This is a genomic window from Pseudomonas sp. D5(2026) (assembly GCF_057766845.1).
Window position 1 is genome coordinate 930,690 of record NZ_CM173421.1, and the last position, 25,479, is coordinate 956,168.

Sequence of the window (25,479 nt, forward strand, 5' to 3'; positions counted from 1 at the left end):
CACACCTGCGGCCGGTCTGGACCATGGTCGGCAGCGTGCCGGCATCTATTTTGCTGGTGTGCTCTGCTTGGCTTACAGTGAGCCTTGGATAGCAGGAGATGTACCGAACATGCCCGAAATTTGCGTGGGCGAGCGCCGCTGGGTGGTGCCCATTGGCAGCAACCTGCTCGATGCCCTCAACGAGGCGGGGCTGAATGTGCCCTACAGTTGCCGCGCCGGCAGTTGCCACGCTTGTCTGGTGCACTGCCTGGATGGGCAACCGGCGGACGCTTTGCCCGAGGCATTGGCGTTGGAGAAACACGCTCAGGGCTGGCGCCTGGCATGCCAGTGCCGGGTGGTCGAGGACCTGCGTGTGGCGCTATACGACCCCCGGCAGGGTGGCGTACCGGCGCAGGTCTGCGCTTTGGACTGGTTTGGCGATGTATTGCGCCTGCGGGTGCGGCCCGCGCGGGCGGTGCGTTACCAGGCGGGGCAGCATGTGGTGCTGTGGCTGGAGGCGGTTGCTCGGCCTTATTCCCTGGCCAGCCTGCCGGGTGAGGATGATGTTCTCGAGTTTCATATCGATTGCCAGCGACCTGGTGCCTTTTGCGACAGGGCGCGTGGGCTGCAGGTGGGCGATCAGATGCATTTGGGTGAGTTCAGAGGCGGAGCCCTTCATTACGACCCTGATTGGCAGGAGCGGCCGCTGTGGTTGCTGGCCGCGGGAACCGGGCTGGCGCCGCTCTGGGGTATCTTGCGCGAAGCGTTGCGCCTGGGGCATCGGGGCGAAATCCGCGTGCTGCATGTAGCGCGGGATCCGGCGGGGCACTATCTGGCGGAGCCGCTGCTGAAGCTGCCAGGGGTGAGTGTCGAGTTGGTGCTGGTGGAACAGATGGATGAAGCGTTGGCCGGGATGCGGCTGTTGTCGCGGCAGACGGTGGTGCTGCTGTGTGGGGCGCCTGGGAGTGTCGAGCGGTTTGCCCGGCGGATGTTCATCGCAGGCGTGCCGCGGGGGCAGGTGTTTGCTGATGTGTTCGTCGAGCATGCCTGAGGGCAGCCTTGTGATGCGAAGGGACCGCAAAGCGGCCCCTCCCTCTTTCATGCGGCGCTGTGCTCGGCGACGGGCACCTCGGCCTGCGCCCGCCGATAGAGAACCAGGTAATACGACCCCAGTCCGATCAACCAGCAGAACACTGCTGTCCACACATTGTGCGACAGGAAGTGCGCCCCCTGCATCATCCTGCCCACCGACAGTATCGACCCTGCTACCAGGGCTACTAAAAACGCCACCCGCGCCAGGCGCGGCTTGCGATCACGCAGCATGAAGAACAAGGCGAACAGGCAGAACCCGGTCGCGGCATGCCCGCCCGGCCAGCACAGCCCAGGCTTGTTGGTAGGCGGCCGTGGTTCCAGCAGCTTGCTGTACGTTTCGGTGCCGCCAAACTGGGTCAGGCTCCAAGGGCACTGCACCTGGGTGACTTTTTTCAGCGGCGTGACAAACGCTGTGGACAAGCCCAGCGCCAGCACCAGGCAGCCTAGTTCACGGCGCCAGCCAAACAGGCGCTTCCAGAAAAGGCTCGCGGCAAAGGTCAGCAGCGATATCACCCCCAACAGGATCACCACTTGCTTGACCCGGTCATGCAGGATGTTTTCCAACACGTAACTGTGGCGGCCAATGAACTGCCCGGCAGCGGGGTCGAAGAACAGGTTGGCGACATCCATGTCGACTGAAGTCAGTTCCAGCAGGATCAGGGCCAGCGCAGTCGCCAGGGGAATCCCCAGGTACAGCCAGTAGTTGATCGGGCGAGGGCGGGTGCGTTGCTGCATGACGGCTCCAGGGCGCGAAAAAGAGCGGGTATTTTCGGCCGCCCGCTATCCTGTGTCCGTGAAGGATCAGTGAAAAAACTGTCAAGTGGGGTGAATTTTCCCAAGGGCTGGCACCGTGCAGGCATTGGCCTTAAGCTGCGCCTGCCGCGCACCACAGCGAGAAGCGCCGCACAGGAGAAACCGATGCGCATTCTTTTGGTTGAAGACAACCGCGATATCCTGGCCAACCTGGCCGATTACCTGGGCATGAAGGGCTACACCGTCGACTGTGCCCAGGATGGCCTGTCCGGGCTGCATCTGGCCGCCACCGAGCACTACGACCTGATCGTCCTCGACATCATGCTGCCAGGCATTGATGGTTACACCTTGTGCAAGCGCCTGCGCGAAGATGCCCGCCGTGACACGCCGGTGATCATGCTCACTGCCCGTGACCAGCTGGACGACCGCCTGCAGGGCTTCCGCTCTGGGGCTGACGACTACCTGCTCAAGCCATTTGCCCTGTCGGAGCTGGCGGCGCGCATCGAAGCGGTGCTGCGCCGTGCCCAGGGCGGTGGGCGGCGCACCCTGCAGGTGGCTGACCTCAGCTACGACCTCGATACCCTCGAGGTAACCCGCCAAGGTCGCCTGCTGAAGCTCAACCCGGTCGGCCTCAAGCTGCTGGCGGTACTGATGCAGAAAAGCCCGCACGTACTGCGCCGCGAGGTGCTGGAAGAAGCCTTGTGGGGCGATGACTGCCCTGATAGCGACAGCCTGCGCAGCCATGTGCATCAGTTGCGCCAGGTGATCGACAAACCGTTTGAAAAACCGTTGCTGCATACCGTCCATGGCGTCGGCTATCGCCTCGCCGAGGGCCGCGATGGAGTTTAAGCAAAGCCTTGCCCAGCGCATCATCATCGCCTTTGCCCTGATGAGCGCGCTGGTGGCCGGGGCCTTCGCATTCGGTATCGTCGCCACGGTGCACCTGGTCGAGGAACGACTGATTTCTTCGGTACTGGGCGGTGATCTGCAGCGCCTGCTGCGTATGGACAGCGTCAGTGACTGGAGTCATCGGCCTCGCCCGGACCAGCTGTTCTACTTCAGTGGTGGGCGTGACGACTTCGAGCTGCCCAAGGACCTGCGTCACCTCGACCGCGGTTTCCACGAAGTGTTCCGAGACCAGCTGTCGTACCACGCCATGGTCGAGATCGTCGATGGTCGCCGCTATGTACTGCTGCAGGACCAGAGCGACTTCGAGGAGCGTGAGCGCATACTGTTTGCCGTGGTTGTGGTGGGCTTCGTGCTCAGCCTGGTGCTGGCGGTCATCCTTGGCTGGTTGGTTGCACGTCGGGTAATGGCACCGGTCATCCGCCTGGCGCGTCAGGTGCGCCACCGCGATCAGTTACTGGGCCTGGCCCCACCGCTGGCGCCGGATTATGCGGCAGACGAAGTCGGCCAGCTTGCAGTGGCTTTCGACGATACCCTGGGCCGCTTGCGTGATGCGTTGACCCGCGAGCGGCTGTTCACCAGCGACGTCAGCCACGAACTACGCACGCCGTTGATGGTGTTGGCTACCTCTTGCGAGCTTCTGATGGAAAACCCTGGCCTCGATGCCCGCGCGCGCAGCCAGGTGGAGCGGGTTGCGCGGGCTACCGAAGAAATGCGCGAGCTGGTCAAGACCTTCCTCATGTTGGCCCGGGCGCAGCGTGATGAGGGCGCGGTGGCGTCACGGGCGACCCTGCGCGAAGTGGCCGACGAGCTTATCGGGGTGTGGCGCGACACCATCGAACAGAAAGGCCTCACCCTGTATTTCGATGGCCGCGTGAGTGCTAGCCCTGTGCTGTACAACGCCACCTTCCTGCAGTCGGTGATGGGTAACCTGCTGCGCAATGCTGCGCACTACACCGACAGTGGGTATATCCGCCTGAGCCTGGAAGCCAACGGTTTCAGCGTAGAAGACAGCGGCGTGGGTATCCCCGAAGAGCAGCGCGAGGCCATGTTCAGGCCGTTCGTGCGCGGCGATGAACGGCGTGGCGAGGGCCTGGGGCTGGGGCTTTCGCTGGTACAGCGGATCTGTGACGACCAGGGCTGGCGTGTCACCCTGACATCCACCTTGCCACATGGCTGCCGCTTCCAGGTGGACCTGAGCAACACCGCAACCAAAGGTGACCCGGACGCCTTGGTCGGGTAATTTCTTGTATCAGGTCAACTGGTACTCAACGTTTTTTTCACACTGGCATGACCTGATTCCAACGCTTGCATACCTAATGTGGGCGCAATGGAGTCAGGAGATGCCCAATGCGTAGCCCCATCAAGCTTGAATTTTCCGAGAAGTACGACAAAGACCATGCGCGCGAGTACTTTCTCAAGCACCAGGCCGGCCTGGCGCGACGCCTTTCCCACAAGCGAGATGAGCAGTTGGCGCGCCGCGCCTTGGCATTGGCTGGCGAGCCCGGCCTGGTATTGGACCTGCCATGCGGTGCGGGCCGTTTCTGGCCGCTGTTGGCGGAAAAGCCCAATCGGGTAATCATCGGTGCCGACAACTCCGAGGCCATGATCGAGACTGCCTGTGCGGCGCAACCGCCAGAGGTGGTCGCACGGGTACGGCCTTTGCAGACTTCGGCATTTGCCATCGACCTGCCGGATAACGCCGTCGACAGCATTTTCTGCATGCGCCTGTTCCACCACATTGGCGAGGCGGCGCACAGAAAGACCATACTTTCGGAATTTCAGCGGGTTAGCCGTGATAGTGTGATCCTGTCCCTGTGGGTGGATGGCAACTTCAAGGCCTGGCGCCGGAAAAAGCTGGAGCTGCGCCGTAGCGCCAAAGCCGAACAGGATAATTACCAGAACCGTTTCGTGTTACCTGCCGAAACGGTCGAAGAAGAATTCAGGGCTGCCGGCTTCAGAATCCAGGAACGCCTCGACTTCCTGCCGTTCTATGCCATGTGGCGAGTCTACGTATTGCGTAAGGGGTAGTGTTTGATGGCTGTAGCCCATAAAGGGGAATCGCGGTTCGATTTTTACTGGCGTCAGCAAGGCGAGTGGGTCGAGGAGCCTAACCAGCGCCGCGGCGGTGAAAGTGGCGTGCAACGCCTCAACGATGCCAATGGCAAGCTGTTGTATGCCAAGCGCCAGGTTGGGCATATCTACCGCAGCCTGTTGCACCCTTTTGGTCGGCCGACGGTATTGCGTGAACTCGATGCGCTGAACAGTTTCGAGCAGCTGGGCGTGCGTGTACCGCGTATCGTCTTCTGTGGTGCGGAGCGCGATGCCGAGCACCAGTGGCGCGCGCTGCTGGTCAGCGAAGCGCTGGACGGTTTTGTCGAACTCGACACCTGGCATGCCGAAGGTGCCCGCGAGCGTTACCCGCAGGTGGTGCATGAGCGCATGCTCAAGGACCTGGCGGAAAACCTGGCGCGGATGCACCTGGGGCACTGGCAACACGGCTGCCTGTATGGCAAGCACGTATTCATCAAGGTGATCGGCGAGGGCGACCAGGCTCGCGTCGAAGTGGCGCTGCTGGACCTGGAAAAGTGCAGGCGGCGTATCAGTTGCCAGCGTGCGGCCGGCAATGACTTGCGTCAGCTACGCCGCCATTCGTCGCTCAATGACGCAGAATGGCGGACACTGCTCTACTTTTACAAGATGGCGTTTGGCAGCGCTGTCAAAGGGTTAGAGTAATGAAACTAGAAATTGCTCGAGCTTTGTTCCTGGTAGCTGGCCTGGCGGTGACCACCGTGGCGGTGGCTGCCTGGGAAGAGCCGAGACCGACGGTGTTCAGCAAGGCAGAAATGGCAGACCAATGCGCGTTGCCGCGGGATGCAAAACCGCAGCAGGCCCGGACCGAGCCGGACCATGACCTTTTGCTGTTCCTGTTTGGCTTGCGTCAAGGGCTGCGTCCATTCGGTTGAACCCTGCGTTAGCTGGAAAAACCAGAGGCCTCGCGATTGCGGGGCCTCTGGCTTTTTGCGCCTGCGTTGCCGGCCTCTTCGCGGGCAAGCCCGCGCCCACAGTTTGGCTCAAGCGATTGCAGGTTCCTTGGCGCTCGCCTTGTGCGCCAGCAGGGTGTAGATACATGGCAACACAAACAAGGTAAACAGCGTGCCAATCGACATCCCGGTGGCAATCACCATACCGATGTCAAAACGGCTGACCGCTCCCGCCCCGGTTGCCAGAATCAGCGGCACCATGCCGAACACCATGGCCGCCGTGGTCATCAGCACCGGTCGCAGGCGAATAGCCGCTGCTTCCTCGATCGCTTCGCGCACGCTCAGGCCCCGCTCCTGACGTAGCTGATTGGCGAACTCTACGATCAGGATACCGTGCTTGCTGATCAGTCCGATCAAAGTCACCAGCCCGACCTGGGTGTAGATGTTCATGCTCGACACACCCAGGAACAGCGGCAAAAGCGCGCCACAGACCGACAACGGCACTGTCACCAGAATCACCAACGGGTCGCGGAAGCTTTCGAACTGGGCAGCCAGTACAAGGAAAATGATCGCCAGCGCCAGGCCGAAGGTGACCCACAATGCGCTACCTTCCTGAACGTACTGCCGGGCCGCGCCGGCGTAGTCGAAGGCAAAGCCTTCCGGGGCCTCTTCGCGAGCTATGTCCTGCACGGTCTTCAGCGCCTCGCCCAGGCTGACCATGGGTACACCCTGGATGATCGCAGCGTTCAGTTGCTGGAACTGGTTGAGCTGACGTGGGCGAGCACGGTCGGTGAGGGTGATCAGGGTCGACAGCGGCAGCAATTGGCCCTGGTCGTTCTTCACGTAGTAATTGTTCAGCCAGCCGGGGTTGTCGCGGTACGGCCGTTCAACCTGGGCGATCACCTTGTAACTGCGGCCCTCAAGGGTGAAACGGTTGATTTCCGCCTCGCCCAGCAGGGTCGCCAGGGTGCTGCCGATGGTGTCCATCGACACCCCCATCTGTGCCGCCTTTGCCCGGTCGATGTCCACCACCACTTCGGGCTTGTCGAAGGCAAGATCGATATCGAGGAAGGCGAACTTGCCCGATTCCTGAGCGCGCTTCTTGATGCGTTGGGCCACTTCCAACAGTGCCGGGTAGTCGCCAGCGGTATTGATCACAAACTGGAACGGCAAGCCCTCGCCAGTGCCGGGCAACGACGGCAGGTTGAAGCCGAAGATCTGCAACCCGCTGATTTCCTCGAGTTTGGCCTGCACCAGCGGCAGTAGCTCCATCTGTGTGCGTTCACGTTCGTTCCAAGGCTTGAGCAAAAAGCCACCGATACCGGTCTGCACGCCATTGAAACCGTTGATCTGAAACGACGAATAGTATTCGGGGAAGGTCTTGAACAGCGGTGTGAACTCGTCGGTGTAGGCATTGAGATAGTCGAGGTTGGTCGGCTGGGGCGAGCTGCTCATCATGAAGATCACCCCTTGGTCCTCGTTGGGCGCCAGTTCGTTCTGAGTGAATTTGAGCAGCACCGGGATCAGGCACAGGACGATCACGGCAAACACCAGCACCACCGGCCGACTATCGAGGGTGGCGTGCAGCAAGCGCTGGTAGCGCCCCTTCAGGCGTTCGAACAGCTGGTCGAGGCGGTGGGCCAGGCCGCTCGGGTTCTGCTCCCGGCGCAGCAGCAAGGCGCACATCATTGGCGACAGGGTAAGGGCAACGATACCGGAAATGATCACCGCCCCGGCCAGCGTCAGGGCAAACTCCTTGAACAGCGCGCCAGTGAGCCCGGTCAGGAAGCCGATCGGTGCATACACCGCGGCAAGGGTGATGGTCATTGACACCACTGGCATGGCGATTTCGCGCGCGCCTTGCAGGGCCGCGTCGAACGGCGACTTGCCTTCTTCCATGTGCCGGTGGATGTTTTCCACCACCACAATGGCATCGTCCACCACCAGGCCGATGGCCAGCACCATGGCTAGCAGGGTCAGCAGGTTGAGCGAGTAGCCCATCATCTGCATGAAAAACAGTACACCGATCATCGACAACGGTATGGTCACCACCGGAATCAGCACCGAGCGCAGGGCACCGAGAAACAGGAACACCACCACGATGACGATCAGCACCGCTTCGCCCAAGGTCTTGATCACTTCGTCGATCGAAGCCTGGATGAACCGCGTGGCGTCGTAGGCAATCGACACTTTCAGTGCCGAGGGCAGCTGGCTTTCCAGCTCTGGCATGATGCGCCGCACTTCCTTGATGACATCCAGCGGGTTGGCGGCCGGGGTGGCCTTGATGCCGATATAGACCGACGGGGTGCCGTCGAACGAGCTGACCGTGTCGTAGTTTTCTGCGCCCATCTCGACCCGCGCCACGTCGCCCAGCAGCACGCGGCTGTCACCGCTGGTCTTGAGCGGCAGGGCGGCGAACGCCTCGGCCGACTTCAGCTCGGTACTGGCGTTGACGCTGGTGACCACGTATTCGCCTTTGACCTCGCCTGCGGCGGAAAGGAAGTTGTAGCGGCGTACGGCATTGGTCACGTCGGTAGCCGAAAGGCCGAAACCGGCCAGTTTCACCGGGTCCAGCCACAAACGCATGGCAAACACCTGGTTGCCGAGGATCTCCGCCTCGGCCATGCCCGGCAAGGTGGCCAGCTTGGGCTGGATAACCCGTGACAGGTAGTCGGTGATCTGCGGGTTACTCATTTCCTTGCTGTAGAAGCTGACGTACATCAGCGCCGAGGCGTCGGCAGCTTCCTTGCTCAGTACCGGGTCTTCGGAGTCCTGGGGTAACTTGTTGCGCACCTCATTGGCCTTGGCCAGCAGCTCGGTGAACAGTCGGTCGCTGTCGGCGCCAATGCGCGCGTAAATGGAAATGATCGAGAAGTTCTGCCGGCTCACCGAGGTCATGTAGTCGATGCCTTCGGCACTGGCCAGGCTCTGCTGCAATGGTTGGGTGATGTAGCCCTGGATGGTTTCGGCGTTGGCCCCGGGGTAGGCAGTGGTGACCGTGATCAGGGCGTTTTCCATTTGCGGGTACTGGCGGATCTGCAGCTTGTTCCAGGCCTGGAAGCCGAGCAGCAGAATCAGCAGGCTGACCACGCTGGCCAGCACCGGGCGGCGGATGAACGGGTCGGTGAACGCCATGCCAGCCTCCTGTCAGTCCTTGGCCGCTGCGCCCGGTTCGGGCTTGAGAGCGTTGTCCTGGCCAATGCGTATCGCGGCACCGGGGGTGAGTTTCAGCTGCCCTGCGGTGACCACCTGTTCCCCGGCCTGCAGGCCTTTGCTGACCACAACCACACCGTCTCGGCGCTCGCCAGTCTGTACTGTGCGCTGTTCGGCGATCAGCAGGGGTTGGCCCTTGTCGTCGTTTTCCTGCTTGCCGTTCTTGTCCTTTTTCGGTGAGACGACATACACCGAGTTGCCATACAGGGTGTAGGTAATGGCGCTTTCCGGCGCCACCACTTGCGGCTGCGGGTTGGGCAGCAGGATCAACAGGCTGGCGAACATGCCTGGCAGCAGTTTGCCGTCGGGGTTGGCCATGGTGGCGCGTACCAGCAGGTTGCGCGTGGTTTCCTCGACCTTGGGGTTGATGGCGCTGAGGTTGGCGGGGAAGCGCTGGCCCGGATAGGCGGCCACTTGCACCAGCACCTGCTGGCCCAGGCTCAGGTGTGGCAGGGCCTGTTCCGGCACGTTGAAGTCTACGTACAGGCTGGACGTGTCTTGCAGGGTGGCGATCACCGTGCCGGCGGCCAGGTACTGGCCGATGTCTACCTGGCGGATGCCGATGGTGCCGCTGAAAGGTGCATTGAGTCTCTTCTTGATCTTCTGCGCCCTGAGCTGCTCGACCACTGCCTGGTTGCGCCGGTACTGGGAGGAAAGGCGGTCAAATTCGCCGCGGGAGATGGCCGAATCGCCGACCAGCTGGCTGCCACGGCCGAAATCGACCTTGGCCAGGCCCAGGTCGGCCTGGGCGGTGCCGAGCAGGGCTGTTTCCTGATCGTCGTTGAGCTGCAATAGCAGTTGCCCGGCCTTGACCTGCTGGCCTGAGTCGAAGTGCAGGGATTTGACGATGCCTTCCACCTCCAGGCTCAGATCCACGCCCTGCAGCGCTTTGAGGCTGCCGACCGCGGGGAGGCGCTCTTGCCACTGGCGCTGTTCGGCCATGGCAGCCGCCACGGTGATGGGCGGTCTGGGGGCAGTGAACATCTGGATCTGCTGGTAGATCGAGAAGGCTTTGTAACCCCCCAGGGCCAGCAGAATCAGCAGAACAACGGCCAACATGATGAGCATGCGGCGGCGCAGCATAGGTCCGGTTCCTTGGATGCAGTTGTTATTCGTTTCTACACGACAACGGGCGATCCTGCCCACGTGTGGATGGGGGAAGTATTGACTGTTTTTCGGGAGGAGGGGTGTGAAATGCCTGTGCCGGCCTTTTCGCGGCTAAAACCGCTCCCACAGGGACCGTGTAGAACCCTGTGGAATCGGCTTTAGCCGCGAAAGAGGCAGTGAATGCAACAGAAAAATCAGACGAGATGCAGGTGGTTGTCCCAGAAACCGGACGGCAGGTTCATCGGTTGTCCGACCAGTTCGGCCTTGCGGCAATCGTAGAACCGGCAACGGCCCTGCCCGGAGGTGACGACAAAGCCGTCCTTCACTGCGCCAACGCCTGCGCAGTCGGGCATCGGGGCATCCAGCCGCACCGCGCCGCTGTCCAGGTCCCAGACGAACAGGCGATTGGCCCGCGGCGCCGTCAGCGCTACCAGCCGCAGCTCGCTGTGGATGGCAACGCTTGCGGTGTATTGGGCCATGGCTTGCAGTTGCCGCTCCGGCACCGGAAAGGCCTTGAATGGCTCGCCCGGGCGCTTGATCGCCAGCAGCTCGGCAGTTTCATCGGCATCGCCCATGAACTGCTGGCAGGCGGCGATGGTGCCATCGCTGGCCACTGCCAGGTGTCGCACGCTGTTCATCTGCTGGGCCAGGGTTTCCTTGCTCAGCAGGGTGCCGTCACGCTGCATCAGCACCAGGCTAGGTTGCATGGCATCGAGGTTCATCTCGACACGGCTTTCGGCTTCGGTACGGATACCGCCATTGGCCACGACCAGCGTTTCGCCGTCGGGCAGCCAGGCAACCTCGTGCGGGCCGATACCGTGGGTCGGTATCTCGCCAGTGTGCACCAGGCGCTCGCCTTCGAACCGGTACACGCCAAGCACGCCCCGCCCCGGGTCGGTGGTGTCGTTTTCGGTGGCATACAGCCATTCGCCGTCTTTGTGTACCACGGCATGGCCATAGAAGTGCCGGTTAGGCTGCGAGGCTACCGTTTGCAGCAGGCGGCCGTCACGCAGGTCGATCAGGTAGCTTTCGGTACCAGGGCGGCGGGCGACGAACAGGGCGATTGGCTGCTCGGGGTGGTGGATGATGGCATGGCAACGCTGAGCGACCTGGGTGCTGAACACCTGTGTGCCGTCCAGGCGAAAACCTACGGCAAAGTGCTGGCCGTTGCCGTTGTCACGCGCCGAGAGCAGCAAGGGTTCGCTGCCTTTGTTGCGGAACAGGCTCCAGCCGCCCAAGGTGAGGGCACTGAGCAATACGCTACCGAGTTTGAGTGCCTGGCGTCGCAGCATGATCAGTCACCGTCGTTGGCATTGAAGCCCAGCTGGATGTTCAGTGCCTTGGCCAGATCGCTTTCGTGCAGGCGATGGACGACGTTGAGGCTGTCGTAGATCTGGTTGAGGGTTTGCTGACCGGCGTCGTCGGCCAGCAGCTCACCCAGCGTTTTCTGGTTATCGGCCAGCAACTTGAGCGAGGTAGCGTAGGCGGCGTCGATCTTGTCCGCCAGCGCTTTCTGACCGCTGGGCAACAGGCCGCGCAGGCCCTGGTTGTCTACCCCGACCCAGACGGCTTCGGCGGCCTTGAGGCTGGCCTGCAGGCTGTTCATCGAATTGTGGCTGCGCCAGGCCTCGGCCTGCAACGGCTGCGGGATGCCCTTGCTCTGACGGCCCATCGGTGCGCCGAGCTTCTTCTTCAGGGTGTCCAGAGCGGTAACCTGGGCGCGCAGCAGATCGGCGATCGCCTCGTGGGAGTCGGCGTAGCGCTGGTTGGGGAACTTGGTCATCTGCGAGAGCATGCCGTCGGTGCTGTTCCAGCCTTTGAGGATTTCCTCTGCCAAGGCCTTCTGGTGCGCGCCGATGGCCACCAGCAGCGGGCAGTAGCGGGCCTTCTGCTCGGCAGTGGCGATGTCCGGCTTGCTGTCGAACAGGATGTACTCATAGGCCGACAGGCCACGTACCACTACGCTGGACTTGCCCAAAGCCTCAGCATCAACTGGCTTGTCGCCGTTGACCAGTTGCTCGACCTGACGGCCGACCAGGTTTTTCTTGTCGGGCCAGAACTGTACCTGCCAGGCGCGGTTGCCTTCGGCCAACGGGCCGACCAGCAGCGGCTGAAGCTCGGCCCAGGCTTTTTGTGCGTTGAGGAAGTCGGCGCGGGCTTTGTCCAGGCTTTCCTTGCCTTCGCAGTAGGCCAGGGCGCTGGCAGCCAACGTACGGTCGGCTTCGACCCAGCGGCTGTAGGTAGGCAGGATCACCTGGTTGGCGATAGCGGCGGAGGTCACTGCTTGCGGGTCTTGTGGCGAGCAGGCACCGAGGGCGAGTGCGGCGAGGCTTGTGAACAACAGTTTGGGTCGGAACATGCCCGGCTCCTTTGCGCGTTTAAAGTGAGTTCAGGAACGCCAGCAACGCGGCGCGCTGCTCGGCATTGAAAGTGAGTACGAAGTTGCGTGCCGCCTCGGCTTCGCCACCGTGCCACAGCACGGCTTCAAGCAGGTTGCGGGCGCGGCCGTCATGCAGGAACTGGCTGTGGCCACTGACCGTTTCGCTCAGGCCGATGCCCCACAGCGGCGCGGTGCGCCAGTCCTGGCCGTTGGCGGCAAATTCGGTGCGCTCGTCGGCCAGCCCCGGGCCCATGTCATGCAGCAGCAGGTCGCTGTAGGGGCGGATGACCTGGTTGGCCAACTCTGGTTCGGCGGCGTCGGCGGCGGTGGTGAACTGCGGTGTGTGGCAACCTTGGCAACCCGCCTGGTAGAACAGATTCTTGCCCGCCAGTACCTGTGGCGAGCCGACGTCGCGGCGGGCCGGCACAGCCAGGTTGCGGGTGTAGAACGTGACCAGGCGCAGGATGTTGTCGCTGACTTCTTTCTCGCCATCGGCCCCGTCGCCGTTAGGTGCGGACAGGCAGGCGGTTTGGGCCGGGGTGCAATCGTCCTTGGGCTGCAGGGTGCTGGTCAGACCCATGTCGCCGGCAAAGGCGTGCACGTTCTGCTGGTTGACGTTGGGCTGCCCGGCTTTCCAGCCGAAGCGGCCGATCACCGTTTTACCCTGGGCATCGTCCCATACACGGTTGGCCCGCCCGCGGATGCCATCGCGGTTGCGGTCGTCCGGGTCTTCGTTGGCCAGCAGGTCGGCTTCGGGGATAGCTTCAAGCAGGCCCAGGCCGATCATCGGTGGTGCCACCCGCGCCGAAAAGCGCGTGTCGGGGTGCATCACACCATAGCCGAGCTGGGTAATTTGCAGGGCTGGCTTGCGCAACTCGACCTGGTGGCCGTCCTTGAATGACAAGGTTTCGCTGGAGTAGCTGACCCGCACCTTGCCTTCCGGCGCCACGCCGGGGACGGCCATGTCCTGCAACTGGGTGCCATAGACTGGCTCTGGCACCACGCCGAGGCGCTCGATCACTTTGGCCAGGTAGGGTTGGTCGGGGATCGACAAGCGCACCAGCATACCCACCGCGTTGCTGTCACCCGGCTCTGGTGGGTGGCCACGGCCATCGCGCACGTGGCAGTTCTGACAGGCGTTGGTATTGAACAGCGGGCCCAGACCATCACGCGCGGTGGTGGTGGACGGGGCAATCACCCAGGGGTTGCGAAAGAAGCTGTTGCCAACGGCGAAGTCCAGGCGCTGCTCTGGCGAGAGGTTGGCCGAGGGCAGGGAATAGGCATTGCGATCGCTGCGCTGCACGGTCGCCTTGCCACCCGATAACGCTTCGCCGGGCTCGGCGTGGGTGAAACGCGGGGCGTCGTCACAGGCGGCCAGGGCACAGGCCAGCAGCAGGGGAGGGAGTCGGGACAGCGACAAGGACATCGAAAATCCTGGGCGTGAGCGAAAAACCGGCGTGCAGCTTAGCAGGCCCAGGATCATTGAATAAGAGCAATTTGCGTTTGCTTGATGAAATTGCCGCGAGCGCAGTTGGTCAGGCCATATAGAGCATGAAGTTTCGGTTGACCAGGTTGACGATCAGGTTTTTGTTGCCGCCACCGCGATTATCGCCGGTGACTTCGATGACTTGTTCGCTGGTGTATTCCATGGAAGAGGCAGTAATGCACTTGACTGCGTCCTCGTGCGCAGGTTGCCAGTAGTCCTGGAATATCCAGATGCTGGTGTCGGCAGACGGGCCGAGGATCAGGCGCAAGGCCTTGTGGTTCTCAGTCGATCTGCCGATCCATGGGATGGCCAGCGAGCCATTCCAGACGTGCTGGGCGCCGACTGCCAGGCTGTTGCTGCGGTTTTCACCGTCGATCAGGGTCAAGGTATAAGGGGTGTTATTGGCGATGGAGCGCAAGTAGGTGACGTTGGCCATGTGGTGTTTCCTCTTAATGTTCAGTTTTCGGGCGGGGTAAGGGGCTAGTCGGGGCGCGATAGACATAGGCCGCGAGCAAGGTGATTTCGTTGAACGGGGGGTCGAGCTCGGCGGGATGAAAGCGACCGAGCAGTTGCAGCCCTTGGTCACTGGCGACCGCTTCGAACATCCGGCGGTCGGTTTCGTTGGGGTCGTACAGGTAGATCTTGCCGGGGCGGGCAACTACCCGGCACATTTCCTCGGCCACGTGGTGGGTAATCGGAGCGCCCATCAGCGTCACGTGAGGGACTGCATGGTCGTCGAGGGGAAAGTCCGGAGCATCGTATTCGTATACGACGATGAGGTTGGGAATGTGCCCGCCTGCGAACGGCCCGTTGGAGATGAGCTGGCCGGCCTTGTTCAGGTTGTACGCATCGTTGAATCCGGTAATGAGGTCCCCCCCATTCATGCGTTGGACGATTCGGCCTTCGCCCCAGACATCAAGAATCTGCAGCACTGTGCCTCCTGTTAGCTTTGATCGAAGGCCTACAGGATGAGCATCTGCGCGTACGCCAGGCAGCAGGAAGCGTTTTACCCGGCAGCAAATGAAAACGCCCGGCACAAGGCCGGGCGTTTGCGTTGAAGCGCTACAGCAGGATCAGAACTCGTGATCCGCAGTGTCCGGGTTCAGGTTGGCAATACCCAGCTTGCCCGCGGCCTGCTCAATCGCCCCGGTCTGCTTGACCAGTGCGGCGATTGCGTCACGCACGACCTGGTTACCTGCAGCATTGTCGGCGGCGATCAGCTGGTCGTAGTGCTCGCCTTTGAGGGCATGGTCGACGATTACCTGAAGCTTGGCCTCGGTGGCTTCCAGGTCGGCCTTGAGGGTTGCATCGGCGGCTGGGTCAACCTTGGCGACCAGCGACGAAAGGCTAGGGCCGGTCAGCTTGGTGCCGTCCGGGCGGGTGTACTCGCCCAGGTAGACGTTGCGGATGCCCTTGGCGTCGTAGAAGTGCGAGTAGTGGGTGTTGTCGCTGAAGCAGTCCTGCTCGTCTTCCGGCGAGTTGGCTTCCAGCGAAACTTTCATGCGCTCACCCGCCAGTTCGCCCAGCGACAGGCTGCCCATGCCGAACAGCATCTTGCGCAGGCCGTCGTTGACAGGCTCGGCTTCCAGCTTGGCGCGGTAGTTGTCGGCGACGTTCGGTGCCCAGTTGCCGACCATCTCTTCGAGGTCGGTGACCAGCAGGTCGGTAACCGCTTTCAGGTAGGCACGGCGGCGGTCATTGTGGCCGCCAGTAGCGCCCTGGCCTTCCAGGTAGTCGGATGCCGGACGGTTGCCAGCGCCTGGGCCGGTACCGTTCAGGTCCTGGCCCCAGAGCAGGAACTCGATGGCGTGATAGCCCGTGGCAACGTTGGCTTCGGAGCCAGCCAGCTCGTTCAGGCCAGCCAGTTTTTCGGGGGTGATGTCCTTGACGTCGACCTTCTCTTCACCCACCTGGATCTCGGTGTTGGCAATGATGTTGGCGCTGGCCGCCGGGTTGCCCAAGGCGTGCTCGTAGCTCTTGTCGACATAGTCGATCAGGCCTTCGTCCAGGGGCCAGGCGTTCACCTGACCTTCCCAGTCGTCGATGATGGTGTTGCCAAAGCGGAAGGCTTCGCTCTGCAGGTACGGTACGCGTGCGGCGAACCAGGCTTGCTTGGCGGCCTTCAGGGTTTCGTCGTTGGGCTTGGCCAGGAACGCGTCGACTGCGGTCTGCAGCGTCTTGGCAGTGCTCAGCGAGTCGCTGTACACGGCGTAGACCATGTCGGTGTAATGCTTGACCACGGCTTTGCCGGCTGCTTCGTCGACAGCGCCTGGCGCAGCAGCGGCGGTGGCAGCAGCAGGTGCCTGGGCTTGCGCCGCGGCGGCTTTTTCGTCCTTGCCTTCACCGCAACCGGCGAGGGCGATGGCAATGGCCAGCAGACTGGCGGAGGCCAGAGGCATTCGAATCATTATTGGTTTTCCTGCATCGTGTGGTTGGACCAAGGGGTGGACCGTGCGCCGTGGCACGCGAAACTACAACATCATGCGAAAGATTTGCATTTGCTGTAAAGGGGCGGGCGCGCAATTCGTGTAAATCCGGGTCACGGCCTGTAACCGGGCAGGTGGCCTCAGGAAACCGAAACCCGGCTGCGTTGCGCTTGTTTGAGGAAGTGAGTCAGTTCACGGGTCGAAAGCGGCTTGCTGTAGTGGTAGCCCTGGCCCTCGTGGCAACCCTGGGCAACGATGTAGGTTTCCTGTTCGGCGGTTTCCACGCCCTCGGCGATCACCTGCATCCCCAGGCTCTTGCCCAGCTGGATGATGGCGCGAACGATTGTGGCGTCGTCATCGTCGTCGAGCAGGTCCTGAACGAAGCTCTTGTCGATCTTGATCTTGTCCAGCGGCAGCGACTTCAGATAGCTGAGGGACGAGTAGCCAGTGCCGAAGTCGTCGATGGCAATCAGCGCCCCGGAGCGGCGCAGGCTCAACAGGTGCTGGGCGGCGGTACTGATGTCTTCCATCAGGCCGGTTTCAGTGACTTCCAGTTCCAGGCTGCGCGGTGGTAGGCGATAGGCTTGCAGCAGGTTGTTGACCACCCGTGGCAGCTCGCTGTGGTGCAGTTGCACGGTTGACAGGTTGACCGCCATGCGCAGGTCGCTGAAGCCCTGGTCGTGCCATTCGCGCAGTTGTCGGCAGGCCTGATCAAGTACCCATTCGCCGATGCTGATGATGCTGCCATTCTGCTCGGCCAAGGGGATGAACTGGTCGGGTGGCACCATGCCCAGTTCCGGGTGCTGCCAGCGCAGCAGGGCCTCTACGCCAACCACCCGGTGGTCGCGGTAGCTGATCTGTGGCTGGTACACCAGGTACAACTGGTTGCGCGGCAGGGCTTCACGCAGGTCCTTTTCCAGTTCGCGACGGCGACGCATCTCGCTGTCGACGCTGGCGATATAGAACTGGTAGCGGTTGCGCGAACGGACTTTGGCCAGGGTCATGGTCTGTTCGGCTTTTTGCAGCAGTTTTTCGGTGCTGTCGCCGTCTTCGGGGAACAGGGTGATGCCGATGGTCGCGCGCAGGCGGATTTGTTCGTGGTCGAGGTCGAACGCCACTTCCAGGTCGTCGAGGATGCTCTGCGCCAGTTCGGCAGCCTCGTAGGGCTGCTCGATATTGGCCTGTACCAGGGCGAACTGGTCACCGCCCAGCCGCGCCAGGGCGCCCAGGCGGCCACTGTGGGCGCGTAGCCGGTCGGCCAGGGCCAGCAGCAACTGGTCACCGACCTGGTAGCTGAATTGTTCGTTGATGCCCTTGAAGTCGTCCAGGCCTAAGCACAGCACTGCCACGCGGTGCTGCAGGCGGCCGCCGTCGATGAGGATCTTGTCCAGTTGCTGCTGCAGTTGCTGGCGGTTGGGCAGGCCGGTGAGGAAATCATACTGGGCCATGCGTTGCAGGCTGTTTTCCGCTTCGTGGCGCAGATGGGTGTTGCGTTCGATCGAGGCCAGCAACTGGTTGGCGGTGTTCACCCACAGGCCCAGTTCGTTTTTCTCGTGGCCCTTGAGCAGCGGTATCTGGTGCTGGCTGGGGCGGTCAGGGTTGATCTGGGTGAGATGCTCGATGATCTTCGACAGCGGTTTGGTCAGCAGCCAGTGGTAGACCAGGTACAGCACCAGGCCCATGGCCATGGCCCGCAGTACGCCGGAAATGAAGATGATCACCGCGTTGATCAGGAAATCTTTACCGTAGGACGAGGTGTCGAGGGTAATGCTGAGGTCGCCGTAGTATTCGCTGTAAGGGCCACGACCGACCAGTTGCGTGGTGTAGGTGCGTTCCTGGCCGAGGATGAGGTCGGTGAGCCAGCGCATGGACATGTCCTGCAGCGGGCGGGACTTTTCTGCCAGCATGGTTTCGTTGGGATGGCCAATGGAGGCCATGCGCACTGACTCGTCCTGGAACAGGCCTTCGATGACCTGCATGCCCATTTCACGGTCGAGGCTGTACACCGCCTGGGTCGAAGGGTCGCGGAACATGTCGAGGATGCGCTGGGCATCATTGTTCACGGCTTGGCGGGTCTTGTAGGTGTCGTAGATGATTTGCGCACAGCTGAGCACGACGCCGACCGCCAGCGCCGACAGCAGCACGACCCTGAGCAACTTGACCGACAAGCTGTTCCGCAATTCCAGCTTCAATGGGGTTTCCTTAATCCATGCGCATGGCATCATTTTGCCATCAACGATGACGATACACTACCGGCCGACCATTAGCAGTGTATCGGTTGCCTGACCCCGCAACTTGAATGCGCTGTATCAATCTTCCAGAGGTTTGATGTTAGCGTGGTATGCGGGCTGAGCAAGCAAAACCGTGGCAGCCTCTTTGCGGGCAATACAGGCACAAAAAAACCCGGCACATGGCCGGGTTTCTTGATCAAGGCTGAATGGCTCAGGCCTTGAAGGTCTTGCCTTCGAACTGCTCGGCAACGAAGGCCCAGTTGACCAGGTTCCAGAACGCCTCGACGTACTTCGGACGCAGGTTGCGGTAGTCGATGTAGTAGGCGTGTTCCCAGACGTCGCAGGTCAGCAGCGGGGTGTCGCCGCTGGTCAGTGGGCAGCCGGCGCCGATGGTGCTGGCCAGGGCCAGGGAACCGTCAGCTTTCTTCACCAGCCAGCCCCAGCCGGAACCGAAGGTGCCGACCGAAGTCTTGGTGAACTCTTCCTTGAACTTGTCGAAGGAACCGAAAGCGGCGTTGATGGCGTCAGCCAGTGCACCGGTCGGCTGGCCGCCGCCGTTTGGCGACAGGCAGTTCCAGTAGAAGGTGTGGTTCCAGACTTGAGCGGCGTTGTTGAAGATGCCGCCCGAAGAGCTCTTGACGATCTCTTCCAGGGTCTTGCCTTCGAATTCGGTGCCTGGGACCAGGTTGTTCAGGTTCACGACATAGGTGTTGTGGTGCTTGTCGTGGTGATACTCCAGGGTTTCCTTGGAGATGTGCGGCTGCAGGGCATCGTGGGCGTACGGCAGCGGCGGCAATTCAAAAGCCATGGTGGATCTCCTGATTCAGGTCTGTTTGCGGTTTGCGCAAGGCCGATCACGGGCGGCCCGATAAGCGTCGGCGAGTCTGTACTCTTTGCGACGCAAGCGCTGGATCATAGCACCGGGCCCGGCGCATAACCACGCAACAAACATAGGGAATAGAGGTTCCGGAGGGGTTGGGCTGAGCCGACCGGCGGCTCGCCCTTGCGCTGGTGTCAAATGTGAGACCGAGTGCCGCTCGATCTTGCAGTCGATGAATATGGCGCGCCAAACCCCGAGGTCAGTTGAAGATCAGTTGCGCAGCCACTGCAAACATCATCACTGCCACCATCAGGTCGAGCATCCGCCAGGTCGCCGGCCGCGCCAGCCACGGTGCCAGCCAGGCCGCGCCAATGGCCAGGGTCGAGAACCACAGCAGCGAAGCGCTGGCCGCACCGGCCACGTAGGCGCCAGGGGCGGACTGTTGGGCGCCCAGCGAGCCGATCAGCAACACCGTGTCGAGGTACACGTGCGGGTTCAGCAGGGTCACCGCCAGGGCGCTGAGCAGCACGGCGCGACGGGAACGGACGCCCTGGCCCTGCTGGTGCTGCAGGCTCTGCTTGGAGCAGGCGCTGCGCAGCGCCTTGGCGCCGTACCAGATCAGGAACACCGCGCCGCCCCAGCGGGCAATTGCCAGCAAGGTCGGGTTGTGCGCCAGCACGGTGGCCAGGCCGAACACCCCGGCGGCTACGAGGATGGCATCACAGACGATGCACAGCGCTGCCACCGGCAGATGATGCTCACGGCGCAGGCTCTGGGCGAGGACGAAGGCGTTCTGGGCGCCGATGGCCATGATCAGGCCGAAGGCCACCAGCATGCCATTGAGATAGCTTTGCCACATGGCAGGGCTCTCCAAAAAGGGTCACGGAAGATGCTGGCCATTGTGATGTTCGGCGCTGTATAAGAAAAACAAATAAAGCTGATCACCCATTAGGAAAATCGATGTTCGACTACAAACTGCTGGCTGCCCTTGCGGCAGTGATCGAACAAGGCGGTTTCGAGCGTGCAGCGCAGGTATTGGGCTTGTCGCAGTCGGCCATTTCCCAGCGCATCAAGTTGCTTGAGGCGCGGGTCGGCCAGCCGGTCCTGGTACGTGCCACGCCGCCCGGCACGACCGAAGTCGGCCGCCAGCTACTCAACCATGTGCAGCAGGTGCGCCTGCTCGAGCGCGACCTGCAGCGCCAGGTACCGGCGCTGGACGAAGAGGGCATGCCGGAGCGCCTGCGCATCGCCCTCAACGCCGATAGCCTGGCCACCTGGTGGGCTGGCGCGGTGGGCAACTTCTGCGCACAACAGAACGTGCTGACCGAGCTGGTGGTAGAGGACCAGGAAGTGGGGCTTAAACGCATGCGTGCCGGCGAGGTGGCAGCCTGCCTGTGTGGGAGTGAGCGACCGGTAGCCGGAGCACGCAGTTTGCCACTGGGGGCCATGCGCTACCGGGCGCTGGCCAGTCCCGTGTTCATGGCGCGGCACTTCCCCCAAGGTTTTGTCGCCAGCCGCCTGGCCCGTACCCCGGCGATCGTGTACGGCCCGGACGATTTCCTGCAGCACCGCTACCTGGCATCGCTGGGCATGGAGGGGGGGTTTCTGCACCACCTGTGCCCTTCATCCGAAGGCTTCCTGCGTATGACAGAGGCGGGATTGGGGTGGGGCCTGGTGCCCGAACTGCAGGCCCGGGAGCAATTGGCCAGTGGGCAATTGGTGGAAATCTGTCGCGATACCCCCATCGATGTGCCGCTGTACTGGCATCATTGGCGCAATGGCGGGCAATTGCTTGCGCAACTGACTGACCACTTGCGGCACACCGCACAGCACTGGCTGGTGCCCTTGTAGTCATGGCTAGCGTCAGTTGCATCTGAAATCTGGCAAGACGGAGTGTTACATGCGAATTCTGGTCACCGGCGCGAGTGGCTTCATTGGCGGGCGCTTTGCGCGTTTCGCTCTGGAGCAAGGCCTGGACGTGCGTGTCAGCGGCCGCCGTGCCGAAGGGGTCGAGCACCTGGTCAAGCGTGGCGCACAGTTCATCCCGGGCGATCTGGGGGACGCCGAGTTGGCCCGGCGTTTGTGTCAGGGTGTCGAAGCCGTGGTGCACTGCGCTGGCGCGGTGGGTAACTGGGGACGCTATCAGGAGTTCTACCAGGGCAACGTGGTGGTTACCGAAAACGTGGTCGAGGGCTGCCTGAAAGAGCATGTACGGCGCCTGGTGCACCTGTCTTCGCCGTCGATCTATTTCAATGGCCGTTCGCGTCTGGACATCCGTGAAGACCAGGTGCCGCGTCGCTTTCACGATCACTATGGGCAAACCAAGTACCTGGCCGAGCAGAAAGTGTTCGGTGCCCAGGAGTTCGGTCTGGAAGTGCTGGCGCTGCGCCCGCGCTTCGTCACCGGCGCTGGCGATGCCAGTATCTTTCCGCGGCTGATGCAAATGCAGCGCAAAGGGCGTGTGGCGATCATCGGCAACGGCTTGAACAAGGTCGATTTCACCAGTGTGCACAACCTCAACGAGGCGCTGCTAAGTGCATTGTTCGCTGATGACCGGGCGCTGGGCCAGGCTTACAACATAAGCAACGGTCAGCCACTGCCGCTGTGGGACGTGGTCAACTACGTGATGCGCCAGATGCAGCTTCCCCAGGTGACCCGCTACCGTTCCTATGGCCTTGCCTATAGCCTGGCCGCCCTGAACGAGGCGGCCTGCATGTTATGGCCAGGGCGCCCGCAACCGACCTTGTCGCGCCTGGGGATGCAGGTGATGAGCCGTGATTTCACCCTGGATATCAGCCGTGCCCGGCAGTATCTGGACTACCAGCCCAAGGTCAGCCTGTGGACGGCGGTGGATGAGTTCTGCAGCTGGTGGAAGCATTTGCCGCCCGGCTGACAATGGTCATCAATGCGCCGCGCTGGCGGTTTATACTCGTGCCTCTATGTGACTTCGGCGGTTGAATGTATCCATGCGTAACCATGTTCACGATGACTTTGATGACGTGCCAACTTTGCGGGCGGGAACCGTTGATGATGACGAACTGATGCCGGCGCATGTGATGCGCAGCCGCCAGAAAGCCGCCCGCGGGGCCAGCACGGCGCCGTTGTGGGCGTTGATCGGAGCCTCCTTCATCGCGTTGGCGGGCCTGGGCTGGTGGAGTTTCCAGCAGATCTCGCTGATGGAGCAGCAACTGGTGGCCACCCAGGAAAGCTTTGCCCGCATCAGTGAGGAGGCGGCTGGCCGCCTTCAGGCGATCAGTGGCAAGGTGGCGGCCACCGAGTCAGGCGCCACTACCAGCACTGAGGCATTGAAGCTACAGCTGCGCCAGTTGCAGAAGGGTGTTGCCGGTCAGACCGGCGACCTGGGCAAGCGTCTGGAGCAGGTGCTGGCCGATACGCGAGAACAGCAGAAGGCCGTGACCGAGCTGCAAAGCCAGTTGCAGGCGCAGTTGAAGCTGGTGAATGGCGAGCTGGCGGCGTTGCGTTCGGGTCAGGTCGATGGTGGCAAGCTGGATGCCCAGTTAAAGAGCCTGAACGAGCAGGTTGCCGCGCTGAAGGCTGCACAGGTTGATGGCGGCAAGCTGGACGGCCAGCTCAAGAGTTTGGGTGGCGAGGTGGCAGCACTGAAGAAGCAGGGCAACCCGAGTGCGGCTATCCAGAGCCTGGAGCAGGACATGGTCGTGCTCAAGAGCCAGATCGACAACCGCCCGGCTGCGGCGTCCTCCAGTGGTGCTTCGGTGAAGGAGTTCGATGCCTTCCGGGCGCAGATGACGCGTAACCTGAACACGCTGCAAAGCCAGATTCAGAACCTGCAGCAACAGATCAACGCTCGTCCGTGACATCAGCTGAGCCTTATTCGCAGGCACGCCCGCTCTCACAGGATCAAGAACAGCTTTCAAGCTTTTCGCCGTACCGGTGGGAGCGGGCGTGCCCGCGAACGGCTCTCGATCACAACCGCGGATAATCGATGTAACCCACCGGCCCCTTGCCATAGAAAGTTTCGGGATGTGCCTCGTTCAACGGCGCATCGGCTGCCAGCCGTGCCGGCAGGTCGGGGTTGGCGATGAACGGCACACCAAACGCCACGGCATCTGCTTTGCCACTGGCCAGGGCGGAATTGGCACTGGCCTTGTCGAAACGCTCGTTGACAATGTACGGGCCACCGAATGCCTCTTTGATCAGCGGCCCGATGCTGTCATCGGCTTCCCGCTCCCGCGAGCAGATAAAGGCGATGCCGCGCTTGCCCAGCTCTCGGGCCACATAGGTGAAGGTCTCGGCGCGGTCGGCGTCGCCCATGTCATGGGCGTCGGCACGCGGTGCCAGGTGCACACCTACGCGCTGCGCGCCCCACACTTCAATGGCCGCATCGGTCACCTCCAGCAGCAGGCGCGCGCGGTTCTCCAGCGAGCCGCCGTAACGGTCGGTGCGCTGGTTGGTGCTGCTTTGCAGGAACTGGTCGAGCAGGTAACCGTTGGCGCCATGGATCTCCACACCATCAAAACCGGCAGCCTTGGCATTTTCGGCACCGCTGCGGTAGGCCTCGACGATGTCGCTGATTTCTTCGGTTTCCAGTGCTCGTGGGGTGGGGTAGTCACTCAGTGGGCGCACCAGGCTCACATGGCCCTTGGGTTGGATCGCGCTGGGGGCTACAGGCAGTTCGCCATTCAGATAGCTGGGGTGGGAGATTCGGCCCACGTGCCACAGCTGCAGGAAGATGCGTCCGCCTGCGGCATGTACGGCCTTTGTCACATTGTTCCAGCCACGGACCTGTTCATCGTTCCAGATGCCGGGGGTATCTGGGTAGCCGACGCCCATGGGGCTGACCGAAGTGGCCTCGCTGAGGATCAGCCCGGCGCTGGCACGCTGTACGTAGTATTCGGCCATCAGCGCATTGGGCACGCGGCCTTCATCGGCGCGGCAGCGGGTGAGCGGGGCCATGATGATACGGTTGGGCAGTTGCAGGTCGCCCAGTTTGATTGGATCGAAAAGCGTGGTCATAGCGGTTACCTGCCTTGTCAAAGTGCTTGGCGCAGTTGTTCGAGGAACGCCTGGATGGTGGCTTCGTCGCGTTTGAAAAAGTGCCATTGGCCAATCTTCTGGCTGCTGATAAGCCCGGCGCGCTGCAACGTGGCCAGGTGGGCAGAGACCGTCGACTGCGACAGGCCGCAGCGCTGGTCGATTTGCCCGGCACACACACCGTTTTCGGTGCTGTGGTACTGGTCTGGGAACTGGGTTGCCGGGTCTTTCAGCCAGCTGAGAATTTCTCGCCTGACCGGGTGGGCCAGTGCTTTTATGATTTCGTCGAGATCGAGTGGCATGGTTTGAGGCTCGCTGTAGCGGTATATCGCGATAGGGCGAAATATAATTCGCTGAATTCCGATATACAAATACGAAGGCGTTCTGAGCTGAGCACGAATCGATATATCGCGTTATAACGATATGCTGGGTGGCGATGCTAGACTGCGCTCATGAACTACCTCGCACACTTGCACCTGGGCGGCCCGGCGCCGCAACAACTGCTTGGCAGCCTTTATGGCGACTTTGTCAAAGGCTCGTTGGAAGGGCGCTTTCCGCCTGCGCTGGAGGCGGCCATCCGGCTGCACCGGCATATCGACAGTTACACCGACCAGCACCCGTTGGTGCTAGCGGCTCTGGCACGTTTTCCGCGCGAGCGGCGGCGCTTTGCCGGCATCGTTCTGGACGTGTTTTTCGACCATTGCCTGGCACGGCATTGGAGCCACTACGCCGAACAGCCGCTGGAGCAGTTCACTGGCGCGTTTTATCGGGTACTGCTGGCAGAGCCCGAGCTGCCTGGGCGGTTGGCGCGGATTGCGCCTTTCATGGCAGCGGATGACTGGCTAGGGGCGTATGGCGATTTTGCCACCTTGGAGCAGGTGTTCAACGGCATTGCCCGGCGCTTGTCACGGCCTGAGGGGATGGCCGGGGTGATGGTGGAACTGGAGCGACTGTATGAGCCGCTGCTGGCGGATTTTCGCGAGTTCTACCCGCAGCTGCAGGCGTTTGCGGCGGTAGGGCGGAGGTCTGACAGTTAGAGGTGTGTGGGTGATACTGGCCCCTTCGCGGGTAAACCCGGTCCTACGGGCA

General features: G+C 62.0%; 24 protein-coding genes. 10 read left to right on the forward strand and 14 right to left on the reverse strand.

From position 1 onward, the window contains the following. Positions 1 to 109: 109 nt before the first annotated feature. Positions 110 to 1,030 carry an iron-sulfur-binding ferredoxin reductase gene (locus tag AC3B5Q_RS04330; protein WP_028697411.1) on the forward strand — a complete coding sequence of 307 codons (921 nt, stop codon included), beginning with the start codon at positions 110 to 112 and terminating at the stop codon, positions 1,028 to 1,030. A gap of 47 nt (positions 1,031 to 1,077) precedes the next feature. Here the strand turns inward: AC3B5Q_RS04330 and AC3B5Q_RS04335 are convergent, their stop codons facing one another. Further along, positions 1,078 to 1,806 carry a phosphatase PAP2 family protein gene (locus AC3B5Q_RS04335; RefSeq protein ID WP_021781815.1) on the reverse strand — a complete coding sequence of 243 codons (729 nt, stop codon included), beginning with the start codon at positions 1,804 to 1,806 and terminating at the stop codon, positions 1,078 to 1,080. Positions 1,807 to 1,989: 183 nt separating this feature from the next. Here AC3B5Q_RS04335 and colR point away from each other — a divergent pair, with 183 nt between their 5' ends. The 5 genes from colR (at position 1,990) to AC3B5Q_RS04360 (ending at position 5,696) form a co-directional block, all read left to right on the forward strand. Next, complete coding sequence (gene colR / locus AC3B5Q_RS04340; protein WP_003255215.1) at positions 1,990 to 2,673, forward strand: two-component system response regulator ColR; 684 nt, start codon at positions 1,990 to 1,992, stop codon at positions 2,671 to 2,673. Beyond that, positions 2,663 to 3,973 (forward strand): sensor histidine kinase, encoded by a 1,311-nt coding sequence (locus tag AC3B5Q_RS04345; RefSeq protein ID WP_103443532.1) that lies wholly within the window; start codon positions 2,663 to 2,665, stop codon positions 3,971 to 3,973. Before colR ends, AC3B5Q_RS04345 begins: the two co-directional genes overlap by 11 nt. A 107-nt stretch (positions 3,974 to 4,080) precedes the next feature. Continuing rightward, the gene (locus AC3B5Q_RS04350; protein WP_021781817.1) at positions 4,081 to 4,761 is read left to right on the forward strand and encodes a class I SAM-dependent methyltransferase; all 681 of its coding nucleotides are present in this window, start codon (positions 4,081 to 4,083) and stop codon (positions 4,759 to 4,761) included. Between the two features lie 6 nt (positions 4,762 to 4,767). Next, positions 4,768 to 5,466, forward strand: coding sequence for a lipopolysaccharide kinase InaA family protein (locus tag AC3B5Q_RS04355; protein WP_021781818.1), 699 nt, complete (start codon positions 4,768 to 4,770; stop codon positions 5,464 to 5,466). After that, entirely contained in the window at positions 5,466 to 5,696 is a 231-nt protein-coding gene (locus AC3B5Q_RS04360; RefSeq protein ID WP_021781819.1) for a hypothetical protein, read from the forward strand. The genes AC3B5Q_RS04355 and AC3B5Q_RS04360 overlap by 1 nt, the downstream gene beginning before the upstream one ends. Positions 5,697 to 5,804: 108 nt before the next feature. Here AC3B5Q_RS04360 and AC3B5Q_RS04365 read toward each other — a convergent pair whose 3' ends face one another. From AC3B5Q_RS04365 to AC3B5Q_RS04415, 11 genes are all read right to left on the reverse strand, one after another. Next, positions 5,805 to 8,849 (reverse strand): multidrug efflux RND transporter permease subunit, encoded by a 3,045-nt coding sequence (locus AC3B5Q_RS04365; RefSeq protein WP_021781820.1) that lies wholly within the window; start codon positions 8,847 to 8,849, stop codon positions 5,805 to 5,807. 12 nt (positions 8,850 to 8,861) lie between these two features. Then, positions 8,862 to 10,010 (reverse strand): efflux RND transporter periplasmic adaptor subunit, encoded by a 1,149-nt coding sequence (locus AC3B5Q_RS04370; protein WP_021781821.1) that lies wholly within the window; start codon positions 10,008 to 10,010, stop codon positions 8,862 to 8,864. Positions 10,011 to 10,228: 218 nt separating this feature from the next. Further along, positions 10,229 to 11,326: a DUF1513 domain-containing protein gene (locus AC3B5Q_RS04375; protein ID WP_021781822.1), complete on the reverse strand. Its 1,098-nt coding sequence runs from the start codon at positions 11,324 to 11,326 to the stop codon at positions 10,229 to 10,231. A gap of 2 nt (positions 11,327 to 11,328) precedes the next feature. Next, on the reverse strand, positions 11,329 to 12,393 hold the full coding sequence (locus AC3B5Q_RS04380) for an imelysin family protein (RefSeq protein ID WP_021781823.1): 1,065 nt from the start codon (positions 12,391 to 12,393) through the stop codon (positions 11,329 to 11,331). Between the two features lie 19 nt (positions 12,394 to 12,412). Then, the gene (locus tag AC3B5Q_RS04385; RefSeq protein WP_053870403.1) at positions 12,413 to 13,840 is read right to left on the reverse strand and encodes a di-heme oxidoreductase family protein; all 1,428 of its coding nucleotides are present in this window, start codon (positions 13,838 to 13,840) and stop codon (positions 12,413 to 12,415) included. Between the two features lie 109 nt (positions 13,841 to 13,949). Continuing rightward, positions 13,950 to 14,336 (reverse strand): hypothetical protein, encoded by a 387-nt coding sequence (locus tag AC3B5Q_RS04390; RefSeq protein WP_021781825.1) that lies wholly within the window; start codon positions 14,334 to 14,336, stop codon positions 13,950 to 13,952. A 13-nt stretch (positions 14,337 to 14,349) separates the two neighbouring features. After that, complete coding sequence (locus AC3B5Q_RS04395; protein WP_021781826.1) at positions 14,350 to 14,832, reverse strand: hypothetical protein; 483 nt, start codon at positions 14,830 to 14,832, stop codon at positions 14,350 to 14,352. Between the two features lie 141 nt (positions 14,833 to 14,973). Next, positions 14,974 to 16,308, reverse strand: coding sequence for an imelysin family protein (locus AC3B5Q_RS04400; protein WP_021781827.1), 1,335 nt, complete (start codon positions 16,306 to 16,308; stop codon positions 14,974 to 14,976). A gap of 158 nt (positions 16,309 to 16,466) precedes the next feature. Continuing rightward, complete coding sequence (locus tag AC3B5Q_RS04405) at positions 16,467 to 18,518, reverse strand: putative bifunctional diguanylate cyclase/phosphodiesterase (protein ID WP_488392845.1); 2,052 nt, start codon at positions 18,516 to 18,518, stop codon at positions 16,467 to 16,469. A 250-nt stretch (positions 18,519 to 18,768) separates the two neighbouring features. Further along, positions 18,769 to 19,365 (reverse strand): superoxide dismutase, encoded by a 597-nt coding sequence (locus AC3B5Q_RS04410; RefSeq protein WP_003255187.1) that lies wholly within the window; start codon positions 19,363 to 19,365, stop codon positions 18,769 to 18,771. 271 nt (positions 19,366 to 19,636) lie between these two features. Further along, a complete protein-coding gene (locus AC3B5Q_RS04415; protein ID WP_003255185.1) occupies positions 19,637 to 20,236 on the reverse strand; it encodes a LysE/ArgO family amino acid transporter in 600 nt (199 codons plus the stop codon). Positions 20,237 to 20,337: 101 nt separating this feature from the next. On the opposite strand from AC3B5Q_RS04415, the gene AC3B5Q_RS04420 reads away from it, so the two are divergent. The 3 genes from AC3B5Q_RS04420 to AC3B5Q_RS04430 all read left to right on the forward strand — a co-directional run bounded on the left by AC3B5Q_RS04420 (position 20,338) and on the right by AC3B5Q_RS04430 (position 23,213). Beyond that, positions 20,338 to 21,228 carry a LysR family transcriptional regulator ArgP gene (locus AC3B5Q_RS04420; protein WP_021781829.1) on the forward strand — a complete coding sequence of 297 codons (891 nt, stop codon included), beginning with the start codon at positions 20,338 to 20,340 and terminating at the stop codon, positions 21,226 to 21,228. Between the two features lie 49 nt (positions 21,229 to 21,277). Further along, entirely contained in the window at positions 21,278 to 22,270 is a 993-nt protein-coding gene (locus tag AC3B5Q_RS04425; protein ID WP_021781830.1) for an NAD-dependent epimerase/dehydratase family protein, read from the forward strand. Positions 22,271 to 22,343: 73 nt separating this feature from the next. Further along, positions 22,344 to 23,213: a hypothetical protein gene (locus AC3B5Q_RS04430; RefSeq protein ID WP_021781831.1), complete on the forward strand. Its 870-nt coding sequence runs from the start codon at positions 22,344 to 22,346 to the stop codon at positions 23,211 to 23,213. A gap of 109 nt (positions 23,214 to 23,322) precedes the next feature. Here AC3B5Q_RS04430 and AC3B5Q_RS04435 read toward each other — a convergent pair whose 3' ends face one another. Both AC3B5Q_RS04435 and AC3B5Q_RS04440 read right to left on the reverse strand, forming a co-directional pair. Then, entirely contained in the window at positions 23,323 to 24,372 is a 1,050-nt protein-coding gene (locus AC3B5Q_RS04435; protein ID WP_103463221.1) for an alkene reductase, read from the reverse strand. Positions 24,373 to 24,389: 17 nt separating this feature from the next. Then, positions 24,390 to 24,692: an ArsR/SmtB family transcription factor gene (locus AC3B5Q_RS04440; RefSeq protein ID WP_003255178.1), complete on the reverse strand. Its 303-nt coding sequence runs from the start codon at positions 24,690 to 24,692 to the stop codon at positions 24,390 to 24,392. A 150-nt stretch (positions 24,693 to 24,842) separates the two neighbouring features. Here AC3B5Q_RS04440 and AC3B5Q_RS04445 point away from each other — a divergent pair, with 150 nt between their 5' ends. Further along, complete coding sequence (locus tag AC3B5Q_RS04445) at positions 24,843 to 25,427, forward strand: acyl carrier protein phosphodiesterase (RefSeq protein ID WP_021781833.1); 585 nt, start codon at positions 24,843 to 24,845, stop codon at positions 25,425 to 25,427. Positions 25,428 to 25,479 lie beyond the last annotated feature (52 nt).

Coding starts and splice junctions, on each gene's coding strand:
- AC3B5Q_RS04435 (WP_103463221.1), bottom strand. CDS start 24,372: ATGACCACGCTTTTCGATCCAATCAAACTGGGCGACCTGCAACTGCCC.
- AC3B5Q_RS04440 (WP_003255178.1), bottom strand. CDS start 24,692: ATGCCACTCGATCTCGACGAAATCATAAAAGCACTGGCCCACCCGGTC.
- AC3B5Q_RS04345 (WP_103443532.1), top strand. CDS start 2,663: ATGGAGTTTAAGCAAAGCCTTGCCCAGCGCATCATCATCGCCTTTGCC.
- AC3B5Q_RS04385 (WP_053870403.1), bottom strand. CDS start 13,840: ATGTCCTTGTCGCTGTCCCGACTCCCTCCCCTGCTGCTGGCCTGTGCC.
- colR (WP_003255215.1), top strand. CDS start 1,990: ATGCGCATTCTTTTGGTTGAAGACAACCGCGATATCCTGGCCAACCTG.
- AC3B5Q_RS04355 (WP_021781818.1), top strand. CDS start 4,768: ATGGCTGTAGCCCATAAAGGGGAATCGCGGTTCGATTTTTACTGGCGT.
- AC3B5Q_RS04390 (WP_021781825.1), bottom strand. CDS start 14,336: ATGGCCAACGTCACCTACTTGCGCTCCATCGCCAATAACACCCCTTAT.
- AC3B5Q_RS04425 (WP_021781830.1), top strand. CDS start 21,278: ATGCGAATTCTGGTCACCGGCGCGAGTGGCTTCATTGGCGGGCGCTTT.
- AC3B5Q_RS04380 (WP_021781823.1), bottom strand. CDS start 12,393: ATGTTCCGACCCAAACTGTTGTTCACAAGCCTCGCCGCACTCGCCCTC.
- AC3B5Q_RS04350 (WP_021781817.1), top strand. CDS start 4,081: ATGCGTAGCCCCATCAAGCTTGAATTTTCCGAGAAGTACGACAAAGAC.
- AC3B5Q_RS04445 (WP_021781833.1), top strand. CDS start 24,843: ATGAACTACCTCGCACACTTGCACCTGGGCGGCCCGGCGCCGCAACAA.
- AC3B5Q_RS04360 (WP_021781819.1), top strand. CDS start 5,466: ATGAAACTAGAAATTGCTCGAGCTTTGTTCCTGGTAGCTGGCCTGGCG.
- AC3B5Q_RS04375 (WP_021781822.1), bottom strand. CDS start 11,326: ATGCTGCGACGCCAGGCACTCAAACTCGGTAGCGTATTGCTCAGTGCC.
- AC3B5Q_RS04420 (WP_021781829.1), top strand. CDS start 20,338: ATGTTCGACTACAAACTGCTGGCTGCCCTTGCGGCAGTGATCGAACAA.
- AC3B5Q_RS04365 (WP_021781820.1), bottom strand. CDS start 8,849: ATGGCGTTCACCGACCCGTTCATCCGCCGCCCGGTGCTGGCCAGCGTG.
- AC3B5Q_RS04410 (WP_003255187.1), bottom strand. CDS start 19,365: ATGGCTTTTGAATTGCCGCCGCTGCCGTACGCCCACGATGCCCTGCAG.
- AC3B5Q_RS04370 (WP_021781821.1), bottom strand. CDS start 10,010: ATGCTGCGCCGCCGCATGCTCATCATGTTGGCCGTTGTTCTGCTGATT.
- AC3B5Q_RS04430 (WP_021781831.1), top strand. CDS start 22,344: ATGCGTAACCATGTTCACGATGACTTTGATGACGTGCCAACTTTGCGG.
- AC3B5Q_RS04415 (WP_003255185.1), bottom strand. CDS start 20,236: ATGTGGCAAAGCTATCTCAATGGCATGCTGGTGGCCTTCGGCCTGATC.
- AC3B5Q_RS04400 (WP_021781827.1), bottom strand. CDS start 16,308: ATGATTCGAATGCCTCTGGCCTCCGCCAGTCTGCTGGCCATTGCCATC.
- AC3B5Q_RS04330 (WP_028697411.1), top strand. CDS start 110: ATGCCCGAAATTTGCGTGGGCGAGCGCCGCTGGGTGGTGCCCATTGGC.
- AC3B5Q_RS04335 (WP_021781815.1), bottom strand. CDS start 1,806: ATGCAGCAACGCACCCGCCCTCGCCCGATCAACTACTGGCTGTACCTG.